Source organism: Variovorax sp. CCNWLW225 (assembly GCF_037204045.1).
Classification (GTDB): domain Bacteria; phylum Pseudomonadota; class Gammaproteobacteria; order Burkholderiales; family Burkholderiaceae_C; genus Variovorax.
The window spans coordinates 67,467-81,780 of record NZ_JBBCBV010000008.1 but is presented as its reverse complement, the minus strand read 5'-3'; the positions used below and the strand labels follow the sequence as shown (position 1 = coordinate 81,780).

At 66.3% G+C, this 14,314-nt stretch carries 16 protein-coding genes; 5 read left to right on the top strand and 11 right to left on the bottom strand.

What is annotated here, in order from left to right:
- Positions 1 to 2: 2 nt before the first annotated feature.
- The 6 genes from V9L20_RS15500 to V9L20_RS15475 all read right to left on the bottom strand — a co-directional run bounded on the left by V9L20_RS15500 (position 3) and on the right by V9L20_RS15475 (position 4,245).
- Positions 3 to 323 carry a hypothetical protein gene (locus tag V9L20_RS15500; protein ID WP_258503036.1) on the bottom strand — a complete coding sequence of 107 codons (321 nt, stop codon included), beginning with the start codon at positions 321 to 323 and terminating at the stop codon, positions 3 to 5.
- A gap of 88 nt (positions 324 to 411) precedes the next feature.
- Complete coding sequence (locus V9L20_RS15495) at positions 412 to 582, bottom strand: hypothetical protein (protein WP_165442121.1); 171 nt, start codon at positions 580 to 582, stop codon at positions 412 to 414.
- Between the two features lie 99 nt (positions 583 to 681).
- A complete protein-coding gene (dbpA, locus tag V9L20_RS15490; RefSeq protein WP_258503032.1) occupies positions 682 to 2,124 on the bottom strand; it encodes an ATP-dependent RNA helicase DbpA in 1,443 nt (480 codons plus the stop codon).
- A gap of 82 nt (positions 2,125 to 2,206) precedes the next feature.
- The gene (gene infA, locus V9L20_RS15485; protein ID WP_015867950.1) at positions 2,207 to 2,479 is read right to left on the bottom strand and encodes a translation initiation factor IF-1; all 273 of its coding nucleotides are present in this window, start codon (positions 2,477 to 2,479) and stop codon (positions 2,207 to 2,209) included.
- 58 nt (positions 2,480 to 2,537) lie between these two features.
- Positions 2,538 to 2,804 (bottom strand): hypothetical protein, encoded by a 267-nt coding sequence (locus tag V9L20_RS15480; RefSeq protein ID WP_126749632.1) that lies wholly within the window; start codon positions 2,802 to 2,804, stop codon positions 2,538 to 2,540.
- A 385-nt stretch (positions 2,805 to 3,189) separates the two neighbouring features.
- The gene (locus V9L20_RS15475) at positions 3,190 to 4,245 is read right to left on the bottom strand and encodes a sugar phosphate isomerase/epimerase family protein (RefSeq protein ID WP_337297269.1); all 1,056 of its coding nucleotides are present in this window, start codon (positions 4,243 to 4,245) and stop codon (positions 3,190 to 3,192) included.
- Between the two features lie 128 nt (positions 4,246 to 4,373).
- On the opposite strand from V9L20_RS15475, the gene V9L20_RS15470 reads away from it, so the two are divergent.
- Positions 4,374 to 5,264: a gamma-glutamyl-gamma-aminobutyrate hydrolase family protein gene (locus V9L20_RS15470; RefSeq protein ID WP_258503029.1), complete on the top strand. Its 891-nt coding sequence runs from the start codon at positions 4,374 to 4,376 to the stop codon at positions 5,262 to 5,264.
- A gap of 36 nt (positions 5,265 to 5,300) precedes the next feature.
- Here V9L20_RS15470 and V9L20_RS15465 read toward each other — a convergent pair whose 3' ends face one another.
- The 3 genes from V9L20_RS15465 to V9L20_RS15455 all read right to left on the bottom strand — a co-directional run bounded on the left by V9L20_RS15465 (position 5,301) and on the right by V9L20_RS15455 (position 7,453).
- Complete coding sequence (locus V9L20_RS15465; protein WP_126749621.1) at positions 5,301 to 5,483, bottom strand: hypothetical protein; 183 nt, start codon at positions 5,481 to 5,483, stop codon at positions 5,301 to 5,303.
- 112 nt (positions 5,484 to 5,595) lie between these two features.
- Entirely contained in the window at positions 5,596 to 6,474 is an 879-nt protein-coding gene (locus V9L20_RS15460; protein ID WP_337297268.1) for an N-formylglutamate amidohydrolase, read from the bottom strand.
- Between the two features lie 13 nt (positions 6,475 to 6,487).
- A complete protein-coding gene (locus V9L20_RS15455; RefSeq protein ID WP_337297267.1) occupies positions 6,488 to 7,453 on the bottom strand; it encodes a tripartite tricarboxylate transporter substrate binding protein BugE in 966 nt (321 codons plus the stop codon).
- 113 nt (positions 7,454 to 7,566) lie between these two features.
- On the opposite strand from V9L20_RS15455, the gene V9L20_RS15450 reads away from it, so the two are divergent.
- Positions 7,567 to 8,490 carry a LysR substrate-binding domain-containing protein gene (locus tag V9L20_RS15450; protein ID WP_337297266.1) on the top strand — a complete coding sequence of 308 codons (924 nt, stop codon included), beginning with the start codon at positions 7,567 to 7,569 and terminating at the stop codon, positions 8,488 to 8,490.
- Positions 8,491 to 8,502: 12 nt separating this feature from the next.
- Here the strand turns inward: V9L20_RS15450 and V9L20_RS15445 are convergent, their stop codons facing one another.
- Both V9L20_RS15445 and V9L20_RS15440 read right to left on the bottom strand, forming a co-directional pair.
- On the bottom strand, positions 8,503 to 9,498 hold the full coding sequence (locus tag V9L20_RS15445; RefSeq protein WP_337297265.1) for a Bug family tripartite tricarboxylate transporter substrate binding protein: 996 nt from the start codon (positions 9,496 to 9,498) through the stop codon (positions 8,503 to 8,505).
- A complete protein-coding gene (locus V9L20_RS15440) occupies positions 9,495 to 12,437 on the bottom strand; it encodes a DNA topoisomerase III (RefSeq protein WP_337297264.1) in 2,943 nt (980 codons plus the stop codon). Before V9L20_RS15440 ends, V9L20_RS15445 begins: the two co-directional genes overlap by 4 nt.
- Positions 12,438 to 12,620: 183 nt before the next feature.
- Between V9L20_RS15440 and V9L20_RS15435 the strand changes: the two genes are divergently transcribed.
- The 3 genes from V9L20_RS15435 to V9L20_RS15425 are packed head-to-tail and all read left to right on the top strand — an operon-like array spanning position 12,621 to position 14,307.
- The gene (locus V9L20_RS15435) at positions 12,621 to 13,262 is read left to right on the top strand and encodes an SET domain-containing protein (RefSeq protein ID WP_337297263.1); all 642 of its coding nucleotides are present in this window, start codon (positions 12,621 to 12,623) and stop codon (positions 13,260 to 13,262) included.
- Between the two features lie 2 nt (positions 13,263 to 13,264).
- Positions 13,265 to 14,089: a biotin--[acetyl-CoA-carboxylase] ligase gene (locus V9L20_RS15430; RefSeq protein ID WP_337297262.1), complete on the top strand. Its 825-nt coding sequence runs from the start codon at positions 13,265 to 13,267 to the stop codon at positions 14,087 to 14,089.
- 8 nt (positions 14,090 to 14,097) lie between these two features.
- Positions 14,098 to 14,307 (top strand): sporulation protein, encoded by a 210-nt coding sequence (locus V9L20_RS15425; protein ID WP_337297261.1) that lies wholly within the window; start codon positions 14,098 to 14,100, stop codon positions 14,305 to 14,307.
- Positions 14,308 to 14,314 lie beyond the last annotated feature (7 nt).

Genomic DNA, 14,314 nt, shown 5'->3' with positions numbered 1-14,314 from the left:
AGCTAGTTGCCGGCCTGTTCAGGCTCCGGCCCGGGCCAGCCCAGCAGTTCGGCCAGCCGCTGCACGATCCAGCCGGCCTCGGCGGGCGACACGCCGGATTCCGGGGTGGCCAGCCCGGCGTGGATGCGCCGCAGGATCTCGCTTTCGACCGGCACCTCGGTGTGGTGCTGGATCTGCGCGTGGCCCACGAGATGGTTGGCCAGGTCTTCACAGATCTCGTAGCGCTCCCGCACCACACCGATGGGCTCCAGCAGGCGCTGGCGCGCGTCGCTGTACACCGCGAAGAACGAGGGCGGAATGAAGATCTGGTTGTCGTCGGACATCGCGCGTGCACCTGTGGCTGCCCCAATGACAAAACGCGCCCGGGGGCGCGTTCGTCGTGGCCCTTGCGAGCCGGCGGGGGCTGCTGGATCAGCCGCCCTTCTTGGCGCGCTTGCCGGGGTTCTTCTTGCTGCGCGTGGCGGTGCCGCGTTCCAGGCTGACCTTCTGGCCGCCACCGGACCTGGGCACGGCGTAGCCGGGCAGGGGCGTCGGCTTCGGGGTGGCAACGCGGTCGGCTTCGGTACGAATTTTCTTGGGCATGAAAAGCTCGGGTAAAAAAGTGATGTTCGAGGCTCAATTAGGCCACAGCGGGGATTTTGCCTGCCAGAAGCCGAAGCAACGGGCATGACAGGGTTTCTTTCAGAGTTCCAGCAGGCGCACTTTCACGCTCTTGCCCTTCACGCGGCCGCTCGAGAGCTTGCGCGCCGCTTCGGCGGCAATGCCGCGCTCCACGGCCACGTACGTCGAGAACTCATTGACGTTGATCTTGCCGACCTGCTCCTTGGTGTAGCCGCAGTCGCCGGTGAGCGCGCCCAGCACGTCGCCGGCGCGGATCTTTTCTTTTCGGCCGCCCACGATCTGCAGCGTGGCCATGGGCGGGCGCATCGGCTCGCCATTGCCGGGCGTGAGCTCGGCCAGGTCGTGCCATTCGGATTCGCGGCCCTGCAGCTGCTCGATCTTGCCGACGCTGCCCATCTCGTCCATGCTGGCCAGGTTGAGCGCAAGGCCCTCGGCGCCGCCCTGCTGGCCCACCCGGCCGGTGCGGCCGACGCGGTGGATGTGAATTTCGGAATCGGGCGTCACGTCGACGTTGATCACCGCTTCGAGCTGAGCAATGTCCAGCCCGCGCGCGGCCACGTCGGTGGCCACCAGCACCGAGCAGCTGCGGTTGGCAAACTGCACCAGCACCTGGTCACGCTCGCGCTGCTCCAGTTCGCCGAACAGCGCCAGCGCGCTGAAGCCCTGGGCCTGCAGCACCTCGACCAGGTCGCGGCACTGCTGCTTGGTGTTGCAGAAGGCCAGCGTGCTCACGGGGCGGAAATGATCGAGCAGCAGGCTCACGGCGTGCAGCCGTTCGCTCTCCTTCACCTGGTACCAGCGCTGGCGGATCTTGCTGCCTTCATGCTGCGCCTGCACCGTGATCTGCTCGGGGCTCTTCATGAACTGCTGAGCGAGCTTGGCGATACCTTCGGGGTAGGTGGCCGAGAACAGCAGCGTCTGGCGCTCTTTCGGGCACTGGCGCGCCACCTTCACGATGTCCTCGAAAAAGCCCATGTCGAGCATGCGGTCGGCTTCGTCGAGCACCAGGGTGTTGAGCGCCTCGAGGTTCAGGTTCTCGCGCTCCAGGTGGTCCATGATGCGGCCCGGCGTGCCCACCACGATGTGGGCGCCGTGCTCCAGGCTGGCAATTTGCCCGCGCAGCGCAACGCCGCCGCAGAGCGTGACCACCTTGATGTTTTCTTCGGCGCGCGCCAGGCGGCGGATTTCGGTCGTGACCTGGTCGGCCAGCTCGCGCGTGGGGCACAGCACCATCGCCTGGATGGCAAAGCGGCGCGGGTTCAGGTTGGAGAGCAGCGCCAGGGCAAAGGCGGCGGTCTTGCCGCTGCCGGTTTTTGCCTGGGCGATCAGGTCCTTGCCGAGCAGTGCCGGCGGCAGCGCGGCGGCCTGGATGGCCGTCATCTGCGTGTAGCCGAGCTGCGTGAGGTTGGCCAGCATCTGGGGCGAGAGCGCCAGCGTGGCAAAGCCGTGGTCGGCCTGGGCCTGGGCTGGGGAGCCGCCGGCTGTGGAATTGGTCGTGGTCATCGTGCGGCAGCCGGACCCGGAAAAACAAAGGCCTTGCCAGCACCCTTCGCGGGGTGCCGCAAGGCCCTTCGTCCGTCGCGGATCAGCGGCGAGGTGCGTTGTTGTTGCCGGAGTTCGTCGGCGGTGGGCCGCGGCGCTCCAGGTGGCGGAAGGTGATACGGCCCTTGGTCAGGTCGTAGGGCGAGAGCTCGAGCGACACCTTGTCACCCGCCAGGATGCGGATGTGGTGCTTGCGCATCTTGCCGCCGCTGTAGGCGATCAGCTGATGGCCGTTGTCGAGCGTTACGCGGTAGCGCGAGTCGGGCAGGACTTCGGTCACTGCGCCGTTCATTTCGATCAGTTCTTCCTTGGGCATGTGTGATTACCTCTGACTCGTTCGATGTGTGTTGGATATGAAGATGGGCGTAATTGTTTCAGCCTGCGCACGAAAGCGCGAGCGGGGCAACGCTGCGGGGGCTGCTGCTTTCGCGCACCCAGCAGAGGCCCTCGTCGACGGCATAGCGCACCGCGGCGGCGTGGCTGGCAAAGCGCGGCGTGAAACGCATCACGCGGTCGTGCATGCCGCTGCCCCGGCCGGAGCGGATCGAGACGGATGCGGCGTACTTGCCGTCGTCCTGGTGGCGAATGAGCGGAGAAACAAGGTACTTGCCCACCGCGATACTGTGTTGAATGATGTCCATGAAGCCTTGGCACGCTGCGCGGAAAGTGTGCGCAAAATGCCGAAAAAATAATTGAAAACGGGCGTGGGCCGGCCAGAACGGCGCGGCGGACGCGCTATTCGCTTCAACAAGAACGAAGGCAGTGGTGGCAATCATGGGCGCCCGGTCTGGCGCTCCAACACACTGTGAAGCCGGCTTGAAAGAAAGAGGCCTGAAAAATCCAAGGGACGGTACAGGTCAGCCGGCGGAGTGACGAAAAGTGCTTCGTCGTGGTATCGAAACGAACCCGACATTATAGCCCGCGGGGCATGACAGTTGCTTGTCTTAAAAACAACGATTGCATGAATTAACTGTCGGTGCCCGCCGCCGGTACGTCTGACGCTATCAAAAATGTAGCTAAAGAGCTTCAGGCGATACCGAGCATCCGCTTGTTTGCGGCCACATCCACGCCGCCGGCCGCAAAGTCGTCGAACGCCCGCTCGGCCACGCGGATGATGTGATCGGCAATGAAGGCAGCGCCCTCGCGTGCGCCGTCTTCGGGATGCTTGATGCAGCACTCCCACTCGAGCACCGCCCAGCCCGGAAAGTCGTACTGCGCCATCTTCGAGAAGATGGCGCCGAAGTCGACCTGCCCGTCGCCCAGCGAACGGAAGCGGCCCGCGCGGTTGATCCAGCTCTGGAAGCCGCCGTACACGCCTTGCTTGCCGGTCGGGTTGAACTCCGCGTCCTTCACGTGAAAGATCTTGATGCGCTCATGGTAGTGGTCGATGTAGGCCAGGTAATCGAGCTGCTGCAGCATGAAATGGCTCGGGTCGTACAGCAGGCAGGCGCGCGGATGGTTCTTCACGCGCTCCAAGAACATCTCGTAGCTCACCCCGTCGTGCAGGTCTTCGCCGGGATGGATTTCATAGCCCACGTCCACGCCCGCCGCATCGAAGGCATCGAGGATCGGCCTCCAGCGGCGCGCGAGTTCGTCGAAGGCTTCTTCGATGAGCCCTGGCGGGCGCGGCGGCCACGAATAGAGGTACGGCCAGGCCAGCGCACCCGAGAAGGTGGCGTGCGCCGTGAGGCCCAGGTTGGCCGAGGCCTTGGCCGCGAAGTGCAGTTGCTCCACGGCCCACTGCTGGCGCCGCACCGGGTTGCCGCGCACCTCGGGCGCCGCAAAGCCGTCGAAGCCCGCGTCGTAGGCCGGATGCACCGCGACCAGCTGGCCTTGCAGGTGGGTCGACAGTTCGGTGATCTCGATGCCGTGCGCGGCAAGCGTGCCCTTGACCTCGTCGCAGTAGGTCTTGCTCTCGGCGGCTTTCTTCAGATCGAACAGGCGCGCATCCCAGCTGGGAATCTGCACGCCCTTGTAGCCCAGGCCGGCGGCCCAGCCGGCAATGGCGTCGAGCGAGTTGAACGGGGCTTTGTCTCCCGCGAACTGGGCCAAAAAAATGGCCGGGCCCTTGATCGTCTTCATGGCTTTGTCTTCCTTCTTGGTCGTGGCGGCGTTGAAAGCATACTTGGCGTGTCGTCCGACCCCGTGCGAGAGGCCAAAGCGCCAAAATGGACTTTCCTTTTCGCACTGCACCCGCTGCCAGCACCGCGATGCCACAACCCGTTTCCGCCCGGCTGAAGATCGGCCTGTCCGCCTGCTTTTCCCACGCGGACCCGGCGCGCTCGCTGTTCACCAACAAGACGCTGCAGTACGTCGAGCAATCGATCGCGCATTGGCTCATGTCGGCCGGCGCCATGGTGGTGATGGTGCCTTGCCCCACGGGCGAAACCGCGCGCGGCGACACCAAGCTCTCGCACTACGCCGAATGGCTCGACGGCGTGGTGATGCACGGAGGCGCCGACGTGTGGCCCGGCAGCTACGGCGAGGTGCCGCTCAAGGACGCGTGGGTGGGCGACCGCATTCGCGACCTGTACGACCTGGCGCTGGTCGAAGCCTTCGAGCAGGCCGGCAAGCCCATCTTCGGCGTGTGCCGCGGGCTGCAGCTGATCAACGTCGCCTTCGGCGGCACGCTGTACCAGGACATCGAGGCGCAGCACCATCATCCCGAGGCCGTGCGGCACCGCGACCCGGTGACCTACGACCAGAACTTCCACGATATCGAAATCGTGGACGGCACGCGCCTGTCCAAGCTCTACCCCGAGGTGAAGAAGGCGCGGGTCAACAGCATTCACCATCAGGGGGTGAAAGACCTTGCACCGGGTTTCGAGATCGAGGCCTGGAGCCTGCCCGACCGCGTGCCCGAGGCCATCCGGCGCCGGCCCGAGCGCGGCCGCAGCTATATCGCGGCCACGCAGTGGCACCCCGAGTTCCACAAGTACGGCAGCACCGAGACGGTCGACGACACGCCCATCCTGCACGACTTCCTGTGGGCCTGTGCCACAGCAAAGGTGGCGCCTCGCACCACCACGCCGAACGCGGGGCAGGGCCGCATTCGCGACCGTGCGGCGCGCGTGCTGCGCCAGGCGCTGCTGAGGCGCTGACCGAACGCCGACCGAACGTCGGCCGAAGAGGGCCGGCTAGCGCCGTTCGGAACGGTTGGTGCTGCCGCTGACGCCGGCGTCGATAGTGCCGAACACCGTGACGCCGCTGCCCGATGATGACGCGGCGCGATCACTGCTGCCGGCCGACCCCGTGCCGGCGCAGCCCGCTACCAGGGCGCCCATCGCAATGGCAAGAACAGCTGCAATGAATGGCTTCACAGAATCTCCAAGAGGTTTGACTTGGCCCACTATAGGCGTGGGGCTCGTCAAGTCGCTGTAACAACACGCACCCCGCATGGGATGCACGCGGGGGCCGCACGCGCAGGGGTGTTCAGCCCTTGCGCGGATCGGTGGCCAGCAGCATCTCGACCAGCGACTTCAGGTGCTCCTGCAGCCGCGCCGCGCCCGCTTCGTCGAGCGCCAGTGTGGCCTCGTCCATGTAGAGCTTGCGATTGATCTCGACCTGGATGCTGTGCCGGTTTTCCGCCGGCCGGCCATGCCGGCGCACCAGTTCCACGCCTTTGTAAGGGTGGTTGTAGTCCACGCTGTAGCCTCGCTCGCGCAGGTGCTCGCAGATCTTGTGCGACAGCGCCGGATCGGCGGTGCTGCCGTCGCGGTCGCCGATCACGAAGTCCGCATGCGCAAGGCCCGGAAAGTCCGTGGCATGGCTGCCCGCGATGGCCGGCATCGAATGGCAGTTGATGTGAATGCTGTAGCCGTGCCGCGCATGCGCGTCGTCGATGGCCCGGGCCACCGCGGCGTGATACGGCCGCCAGCAGTGGTCGATGCGTCCGCGCACCTCGTCCACGCTCAGCAGCCGGTCGTAGATGGGCAGGCCTTCGTCGGTGAGCTTCCAGATCAATCCCTTGCCGAGCCGCACCTTGGAAAGCACGCGCGGGTCGTCCGACAGCGGCTCGGTCCACGGGCCGTCGAGCAGGGTGGTGTCCAGTTCGGTGGTGTCGCGGTTGGCGTCCAGGTAGCTGCGCGGAAAGTGCGCCTCGATCCACGCCACGCCCATGGCGGGCGCAAAGGCGTAGAGCTTTTCGACGTGCGTGTCTTCGGCCCGGCGCAGCGTGGCCAGGTCGCACACGGGCCGGAAGTCCTCGGGGTACACAGTGCCGCTGTGCGGCGAATCGAGCACCAGCGGCGTATGCCCGGCAACGCTGGTCACCTGGGCGCGGGTTTGGATCAGTTTCAGGACAGGATGCATAGGCGGCCGGGGGTCAGTCCAATCGGATTCGAGCAAAGGCCGCGACCTTCTTCATCTTCTCGATCTCGCTGTCGATCTGCTTGGCGAACTCCGCCGGGGTGGTGCCCGACGCATAGAGCCCCTGCAGCGCCAGCCGCTCGCGCACCGAGGCGTCCTTCAGCGCGGTGGCCACGGCCTGCTGCATGCGCAGCGCAACGTCGGCCGGCGTGCCGGCGGGTGCCACAAGACCGAACCACGAGGGATCGTTGTTGGCCGGGTAGCCGAGTTCGCGATACGTCGGCACCTCGGGCAGCACGTCGAGCCGGCTGCTCCACGACACGGCCAGCGCCTTCAGCTTGCCCGCCTTCACGTGCGGCAGCGAGGAGGCCACCTGGTCGAAATACACCGGCACCTCGCCCGCGAGCACGTCGTTGATGGCCGGGCCCGCACCGCGATAGGGGATGTGCACCATCGAGGTTCCGGTGCTGCTCTTGAAGAGCTCGCCCCACATGTGGCCGATGGTGCCGTTGCCCGGCGATGCGTAAGACACCTTGCCCGGGTTCGCCTTCAGGTACTTCACGAGTTCCGCGAAGCTGTTCACCGGCAGCACCCGCGGATTGATGACGACCACGCCCGGCGCCTTCACCAGTTCGGTCACCGCGACGAAGCCCTTGATCGGGTCGTACGGCAGCTTCTGGTACACGGCCGGATTCACGCCGTGGGTGGAGAGCGTGGCCACGCCGAAGGCAAGGCCGTCCGGCGCCGCGCGCGCCACTTCGGCCATGCCGATGGAGCCGCCGGCTCCGGCGCGGTTGTCGATGACCACGGGCTGCTGCAGGATCTTAGCCAGCGGCTCCGAGAGCACGCGCGCGGTGATGTCGGTGGCGCCGCCGGGCGGGAAGGGCACGATCATGCGGATCGGCTTGCCTTGTTGGGCAAAAGATATTCCTGGAGCGACAGAAACAGCGGCCAGGGCGGAAAGAAGATGACGACGTTGCATGGGGTCTATTCCAATGAGACAGGGAGTAATGAAGCAAAAGTTGCTGCCTTGCCTGAAGCAAAGGATAGACCAGCTAACATTCTGATCTGGAATGTTTTAATGGGCTTCCAGCCATGTCGCTCCGCCGCCTCAATCCGCCCCTGAACCTGCTGCGCGCCTTTTCCACCGTGGTGCGCTTCGGCGGCGTGTCGCGCGCCGCCGAAGCGCTGCACCTGACCCAGGGCGCGGTCAGCAAGCAGGTGCAGGAGCTGGAGCGTTGGATCGGCGTGCCGCTGTTCGAGCGCAGCCGCAAGCGGCTGGCGCTCACGCCCGCGGGCGAGCGCTACGAGAAGTCGGTGCGCGCCGTGCTCGCGCAGCTGGAGGCCGCAACGCTCGAGCTCATTACCAGCGGCGACGGCGGCGGCGCGCTGCACCTGTCCACGCTGCCCACCTTCGGCGCCAAATGGCTCATTCCGCGCCTGCCCGACTTTCAGCGGCGCCATCCGCAGATCACCCTGCATTTCGTGCCCTATACGCACGGCTACGACTTCGAGCGGCCCGAGCTCGACTGCGCCATCCTCTTCGGCGACGGCCACTGGCCCGGGGCTCGCTCGCACTACCTGGCGGGGCAGGACGTGGCGCTGATCGCGCCGCGTGCCGGCCAGGCCGAAGTGGCCATTCGCACGCCGCAAGACGTGGCGCGCTGCACATTGCTGCGCCACGTGACGGTGCCGCAGTCATGGCTGCAATGGAGCGAGGCGCACGGCGTGCGCGGGCTCGATCCGCTGGCCGGCCCGCAGTTCGACCAGTTCCAGACCATGATTCGCGCCGTGATGGTGGGCATGGGCGTGGCGTTGGTGCCGCGCTGCCTGGTGCAGGATGAAATCGCTTCGGGGCTGGTGGACGAGCCGCTGCCGGGCGGCGGCTACCGCGGCAACGAAGGCTATTGGTTCTGCTACCCAGAGGGCCGAGGCCAGCTGGCCACGCTCGATCATTTCCGCCGCTGGCTGCTGGCGGAGGTCGATCGCAACGCCGGAACGCCGCCGGCCGCCGCCTGACGGGCGTGGCGCTTATTCGGGCTTGGCGCCCGATGCCTTCACCGCGCCGCCCCAGCGCTGGATCTCGCTCGCCACGAAGCGGTCGAACTCGGGGCCCGTGGTGGGCGTGGGCTCAGAGCCCCGCTCGCGTATGAAGCGCGCCATCTGTTCGCTCTTCAGGATGTCGGTCACTTCCTGGTTCAGACGCGCCGTGATCTCGGGCGGCGTGCCGCGCGGCGCCATCAGCCCGAGCCAGCCGACGGCTTCGAAGTCCTTCGTTCCCGAGACGCCGCTTTCGCGTACCGTCGGCACCTCGGGCAACTGCGAGGTGCGCTTGGCCGATGTCACCGCCAGCGCAATTGCCCGGCCCGACTTGATGTGCGGCAAGGCGGCCGTCACCGAATCGACCATCAGCGGCACTTGGCTGCCAAGAAAGTCCGCCTGCGCCGGCCCGCTGCCGCGGTACGGAATGTGGGTGATGAAGACGCGAGCCGCCGACTTGAACATCTCGCCCGACAGGTGCTGCGTGCCGCCGATGCCGGCGCTCGCGTAGCTCAGCTTGCCGGGCTCGGCCTTGGCGCGCGCCGCCAGGTCGGCCATGCTGCGAATGCCGCTTTCGGGCGTGGCCAGGAACACCAGCGGCACCGTGGCGATGAGCGAAATGCCGACCAGGTCCTTGCGCGGATCGAAGCCCGGCTTCGCGTAGAGCGTCTGGTTCACCGCCATGGCGCTTCCGGCCACCACCAGCGTGTAGCCGTCGGCCGGCGAGCGCACCACAAACTCGGTGCCGATGTTGCTGCCGGCTCCGGCCTTGTTGTCGACGATGACCGGCTGGCCCAGCCGCTTGCCGAGTTGTTCGGCCAGGGCGCGCGCGAAGATGTCGGTGGCCTGCCCGGGCGGGAAGGGCACCACCAGCTTCACGGGCCGGTCGGGCCACGCAGCGGCCTGCGCGAGGCCGGCAGTGCCGCCAAACAATACCGCCGCACCGGCCGCCAAGGCAGCGGCGAAACGCCTGCGCTGCACCCTCATGGCGCCGACAGATGCTTGCCCACGATGCCCGCCAGTTCGAACATCGTCACCTGGTCCTTGCCGAACACCGGCTTGAGCTTGGCGTCGGCATTGATCGCGCGCTTGTTGGTCGCGTCCTGCAGGCCGTTGGCCTTGATGTAGTCCCACAGCTTCTTGATGACCTCGGTGCGCGCCACCGGCTCGGCGCCGATGACCGCAGCCAAAGAGTCGCTCGGCTTCAAGCCCGCGCCGGGCTTGCGCGGCGCGGCGGCCTTCTTCGCAGCCGGTGCCTTTTTAGCGGCCGGTGTCTTCTTTGCCGCCACCTTCTTGGCCGCGGCCGTCTTGCCCGCAGGCGCCGCCTTGCCGAAGGTCTTGCGCGGCGGGAACTTGCTGCCGCCTTCGCGTGGCGCGAATTCGAAGGTCACCTTGCCTTCTTCGGCATTCCAGGTCAGGAAGGCCTTGAAGGCGCGGCGGGTGCGCATGCTCACGAACTTGTCGAGCAGGTCGGTCTTGCCGGTGGCCAGCAGCTTTTCCATCTGCGCGCGCTCCACCGGCTGCTGCAGGATGATCTTGCCGGTCTTGAAGGTGCAGCTCGGCGTCGGCTGCGCGTTGGTGGGCACCGACTTTTCGCAGACGTAGTTGCTGCCGTGCTCGAACACCGGCGCGCCGCAGATGGGGCAGGGGCCCACGGTGTCCTGCTCGCTGAAGTCGACGATCTCGCCGGTGTCGGCGTTCTTGTCGTCGCCAAAGTCGAACTCCAGCTTCCAGTTCTTCGCTTCGTCATCGAACTTCAGCACGATCTCCGACGTGAAGGGCCAGCCGGCCTTGGAGCGGAAGCCTTCCAGCGGGCCGATGTGCTTGTCGCGCAGCAGCGCCTCGGCCTCGGCCACCTCGAAGGTGCGGCCCGCCGGCGACTTGCCGAACGAGAAGCCGCAGGGCTCTTGCCCGGCCTTGCCGGTGCAGCTGTAGCGGCGGTAGTTTTCCTTCACCACGCCGCCGCAGTTGGGGCAGGGCGTGGCAAGCGTGGCGTAGTCGCCCGGCACGGTGTCGCGGTCGTATTCCTTGGCCTTCTTGACGATGTGCTGCGTCATCTCGGCAATTTCGCGCATGAAGGCGTCGCGGCTGAGCGCGCCCTTTTCCATCTGCGCGAGCTTGTATTCCCACTCGCCCGTGAGCTCGGCCTTGGAGAGTTCTTCCACACCCAGGCCGCGCAGCAGCGTCATGAGCTGGAAGGCCTTGGCCGTCGGAATCAGCTCTCGGCCTTCGCGCAGCATGTATTTCTCGTTGATCAGGCCTTCGATGATGGCCGCGCGCGTGGCTGGCGTGCCGAGGCCCTTTTCCTGCATGGCCTCGCGCAGTTCGTCGTCGTCGATGGTCTTGCCGGCGCCTTCCATGGCGCCCAGCAGCGTGGCTTCCGAATAGCGCGCCGGCGGCCGGGTCTTCAGCGCCTTCAGGTCGGCCGATTCGGTCTTCACCGTCTCGCCGGGCTTCACCACCACCAGGTTCTTGCCGTCCTTCTCATCGTCGTCATTGATGGCTTCCTTGCCCCAGATGGCGAGCCAGCCCGGCTTGACCAGCACCTTGCCGTCGCTGCGGAACGGATACTTTTTGCCGCCGGCTTCCACCGTGCTGATGCGGGTGGTTACCTGGAATTCGGCGCTCGGGAAGAACACCGACATGAAGCGGCGCACCACGAAGTCGTAGAGCTTCTGCTCGGCGTCGGAGAGGCCGCTCGGCGCCTGCAGCGTCGGAATGATGGCGAAGTGATCCGACACCTTGGCGTTGTCGAAGATGCGCTTGTTCGGCTTCACGTAGCTGCCGTCGACCGCCTGCTGCGCGAAGGGCGCGAGATGCTTCATGCCGCTGGTGGCGAGCATCTTCATTGTGTCCTTCACCACCGGCAGGTAGTCCTCGGGCAGCGCGCGCGAGTCGGTACGCGGATAGGTCAGGGCCTTGTGGCGTTCGTACAGGCTCTGCGCCAGCGCCAGGGTGGTCTTTGCCGAGAAGCCGAAGCGGCCGTTGGCCTCGCGCTGCAGCGAGGTCAGGTCGAACAGCATCGGCGAAGCCTGGGTGGTCGGCTTGCTTTCCTCGGTGACGGTGGCGGGCTTGCCGCGCGCCGCATCGGCGATCTCGCGGGCTTCGCGCTCGCTCCACACGCGGTCGGCGCGAATCTCGGCGTCGGTTGCGCCGTCCGGGCCCGCGGGCGGCTTCTTGAAGTTCGCGTCGAACCACTTGCCGGGGTACTGGCCGGCCTCGGCCTGGAACACGCCGTGGATTTCCCAGTAGTCGCGGCTCACGAACTTGCGGATCTTTTCTTCGCGCTCCACCACCACCGAGAGCGTGGGCGTCTGCACGCGGCCCACGGTCGTCAGAAAGAAGCCGCCGTCCCGCGAATTGAAGGCCGTCATGGCCCGCGTGCCGTTGATGCCCACCAGCCAGTCGGCCTCGGAGCGCGAGCGCGCGGCGTCGGCCAGGCCCTGCATCTGCTTTTCGGTGCGCAGCGCATCGAAGCCGTCGCGAATGGCCTGCGGCGTCATCGACTGCAGCCACAGGCGCTTCACCGGCTTGTTCAGGCCCGACTTGCCGCCCGCGTACTGCTCGATCAGGCGGAAGATCAGCTCACCCTCGCGGCCCGCGTCGCAGGCGTTGATGAGTTGCGTCACGTCCTTGCGCTTGGCCTGTTTGACCACGGCGTTCAGGCGCGTCTTTGTCTTGTCGACCGGCTTCAGGTCGAAGTGGGGCGGAATCACCGGCAGGTTCGCGAAGCTCCACTTGCCCCGCTTGACGTCGAACTCCTCGGGCGCCTGGATTTCGACCAGGTGGCCGACAGCGCTGGTCACGACGTAGCTTTCGTTCTCGAAATGCTCGTCGTGTTTGTCGAACTTGCCGGCCACCGGCGTGAGGGCGCGGACGATGTCCTGTGCCACCGACGGCTTTTCTGCAATTACCAAAGTCTTCATCAACATTCCTAAAAGAGTTCCCAGGCCGGCGCCGAGCCGCCTCAAGGCGGCCTGCGGCCCCCTTCGGGGGGCAGCGACGACACGCAGTGCGAGAGCGTGGGGGCCACATACAATCTGCGGCTTCCCGCGTGTGCGCACGCGCACACGCGCATGTGTGCATATTCAACCTAACAGACTTCGGCGATGCCTTCCAAATCCCCACAATTCGCCGGCCGCCGCATCCAGATGCGGCGTTCGGATGTCCACGGCAACGGCGTGTTCGCCGTGGACGACCTGGCCGAAGGCGAGACGCTGATCGAATACAAGGGCGAAGTCATCAGCTGGAAAGAGGCGCTGCGCCGCCATCCGCACGACCCGTCCCAGCCCAACCACACCTTCTACTTCCACATCGACGACGGCCGCGTGATCGACGGCAACGTGAACGGCAATGCCGCACGCTGGATCAATCATTCGTGCGAGCCGAACTGCGAGGCCGACGAAGTCAACGGGCGCGTTTATATCAAGGCCCTGCGCAACATCGCTGCAGGAGAAGAGCTCAACTACGACTACGGCCTGATCATCGACGAGCCCTACACGCCCAAGCTGCTGGCCGAGTTTCCGTGCTGGTGCGGCTCCGAGAATTGCCGCGGCACGCTGCTGACGCCCAAGGACGAAGACGAAGAAAAGAAAAAGAAGAAAAAAGCCAAGAAGAAGGCCGAAAAGAAAAAGGCCGAGAAACAGGCCGAGAAAAAAGAAGCCAAAAAGGCAGACAAGAAAGCCGAGAAAAAGGCTGAAAAGAAGTCCGAGAAAAAGATGGCCAAAAAGGACGAGGCCGACAAGGGCTGAGCATGAGCACCACGGCCGACTGGTTCGAAGACCGGATTGCCGCGGCAGTGGCGCCGCTGCTGCCCGGCTTCGCGGTCGAGGCCGTGGCCGAGATCGACTCGACCAACACCGAGCTCATGCGCCGCGCGCGCGCCGGCCGCGCCGAGCCGGTGCTCCTGGTGGCCGAGCGCCAGACTGCCGGGCGCGGCCGCCTTGGCCGGCCCTGGCAAAGCGCGCAGCAGGGCGAGCAGCAAAACGCCGCCTCGCTCACCTTTTCGCTGGGCCTGCCGCTCGCGCCGCGCGACTGGTCGGGTCTCTCGCTGGCCGTGGGTGTCAGCGTGGCGGAAAGCCTCGACCCGTCGGGCGATGCCAAGGTGGCGCTCAAGTGGCCCAACGACCTGTGGGTGAACGACCGCAAACTGGCCGGCATTCTGATCGAAACCGCCATGCCGCATACGGGCCGTGCCGATGCGGCGGCGACGCCGCGCTACCTGGTGATCGGCATCGGCATCAACATTGGCCCGCGCGAAGCCGAGGGCATGCGCACGCCGCCCGCGTGGCTGCGCCAATGGCGCCCCGACGCCACGGCGCCCCAAGTGCTTGCCGAACTGGCCGCGCCGCTGGTGCGCAGCGTGCAGGCCTTCGAGGCGCAGGGCTTCGCGCCCTTTGCCGAGCGTTTTGCCGCGCGCGACGCGTTGCGCGGGCGCGAGGTCCAACTCAGCGACGGCAGCTTTGGCACATGCGAAGGCGTGGCCTGGGGCGGCGAACTGCAGGTGCGCACGGCCGGCGGCTTGCAGATGGTTTCGAGCGACGAAGTCAGCGTGCGTCCTCGCGGCATGGCTTTTTGAGATTCACCATGAAGTTGCGCCTTGCACTGATCGTTCTCGTCCTGGCCAATGTCGGCTACTGGCTGTGGGCCCGCGGCGACCTTGCCGGCTTCGGATTGATGCCGGCCGGCATCACCGAGCGCGAGCCGCAGCGCCTCTCGCGCCAGGTTCATCCCGAGTGGCTGCAGATCCGCAAGGACGGCAAGACCGGCAACAGCAACACTACCGCCGCGCCCTGAACGCGCC

Excerpts from the sequence above, each read along its gene's own strand:
- V9L20_RS15500 (WP_258503036.1), bottom strand. The coding sequence starts at position 323 with ATGTCCGACGACAACCAGATCTTCATTCCGCCCTCGTTCTTCGCGGTG.
- V9L20_RS15495 (WP_165442121.1), bottom strand. The coding sequence starts at position 582 with ATGCCCAAGAAAATTCGTACCGAAGCCGACCGCGTTGCCACCCCGAAG.
- dbpA (WP_258503032.1), bottom strand. The coding sequence starts at position 2,124 with ATGACCACGACCAATTCCACAGCCGGCGGCTCCCCAGCCCAGGCCCAG.
- infA (WP_015867950.1), bottom strand. The coding sequence starts at position 2,479 with ATGCCCAAGGAAGAACTGATCGAAATGAACGGCGCAGTGACCGAAGTC.
- V9L20_RS15480 (WP_126749632.1), bottom strand. The coding sequence starts at position 2,804 with ATGGACATCATTCAACACAGTATCGCGGTGGGCAAGTACCTTGTTTCT.
- V9L20_RS15475 (WP_337297269.1), bottom strand. The coding sequence starts at position 4,245 with ATGAAGACGATCAAGGGCCCGGCCATTTTTTTGGCCCAGTTCGCGGGA.
- V9L20_RS15470 (WP_258503029.1), top strand. The coding sequence starts at position 4,374 with ATGCCACAACCCGTTTCCGCCCGGCTGAAGATCGGCCTGTCCGCCTGC.
- V9L20_RS15460 (WP_337297268.1), bottom strand. The coding sequence starts at position 6,474 with ATGCATCCTGTCCTGAAACTGATCCAAACCCGCGCCCAGGTGACCAGC.
- V9L20_RS15455 (WP_337297267.1), bottom strand. The coding sequence starts at position 7,453 with ATGCAACGTCGTCATCTTCTTTCCGCCCTGGCCGCTGTTTCTGTCGCT.
- V9L20_RS15450 (WP_337297266.1), top strand. The coding sequence starts at position 7,567 with ATGTCGCTCCGCCGCCTCAATCCGCCCCTGAACCTGCTGCGCGCCTTT.
- V9L20_RS15445 (WP_337297265.1), bottom strand. The coding sequence starts at position 9,498 with ATGAGGGTGCAGCGCAGGCGTTTCGCCGCTGCCTTGGCGGCCGGTGCG.
- V9L20_RS15440 (WP_337297264.1), bottom strand. The coding sequence starts at position 12,437 with ATGAAGACTTTGGTAATTGCAGAAAAGCCGTCGGTGGCACAGGACATC.
- V9L20_RS15435 (WP_337297263.1), top strand. The coding sequence starts at position 12,621 with ATGCCTTCCAAATCCCCACAATTCGCCGGCCGCCGCATCCAGATGCGG.
- V9L20_RS15430 (WP_337297262.1), top strand. The coding sequence starts at position 13,265 with ATGAGCACCACGGCCGACTGGTTCGAAGACCGGATTGCCGCGGCAGTG.
- V9L20_RS15425 (WP_337297261.1), top strand. The coding sequence starts at position 14,098 with ATGAAGTTGCGCCTTGCACTGATCGTTCTCGTCCTGGCCAATGTCGGC.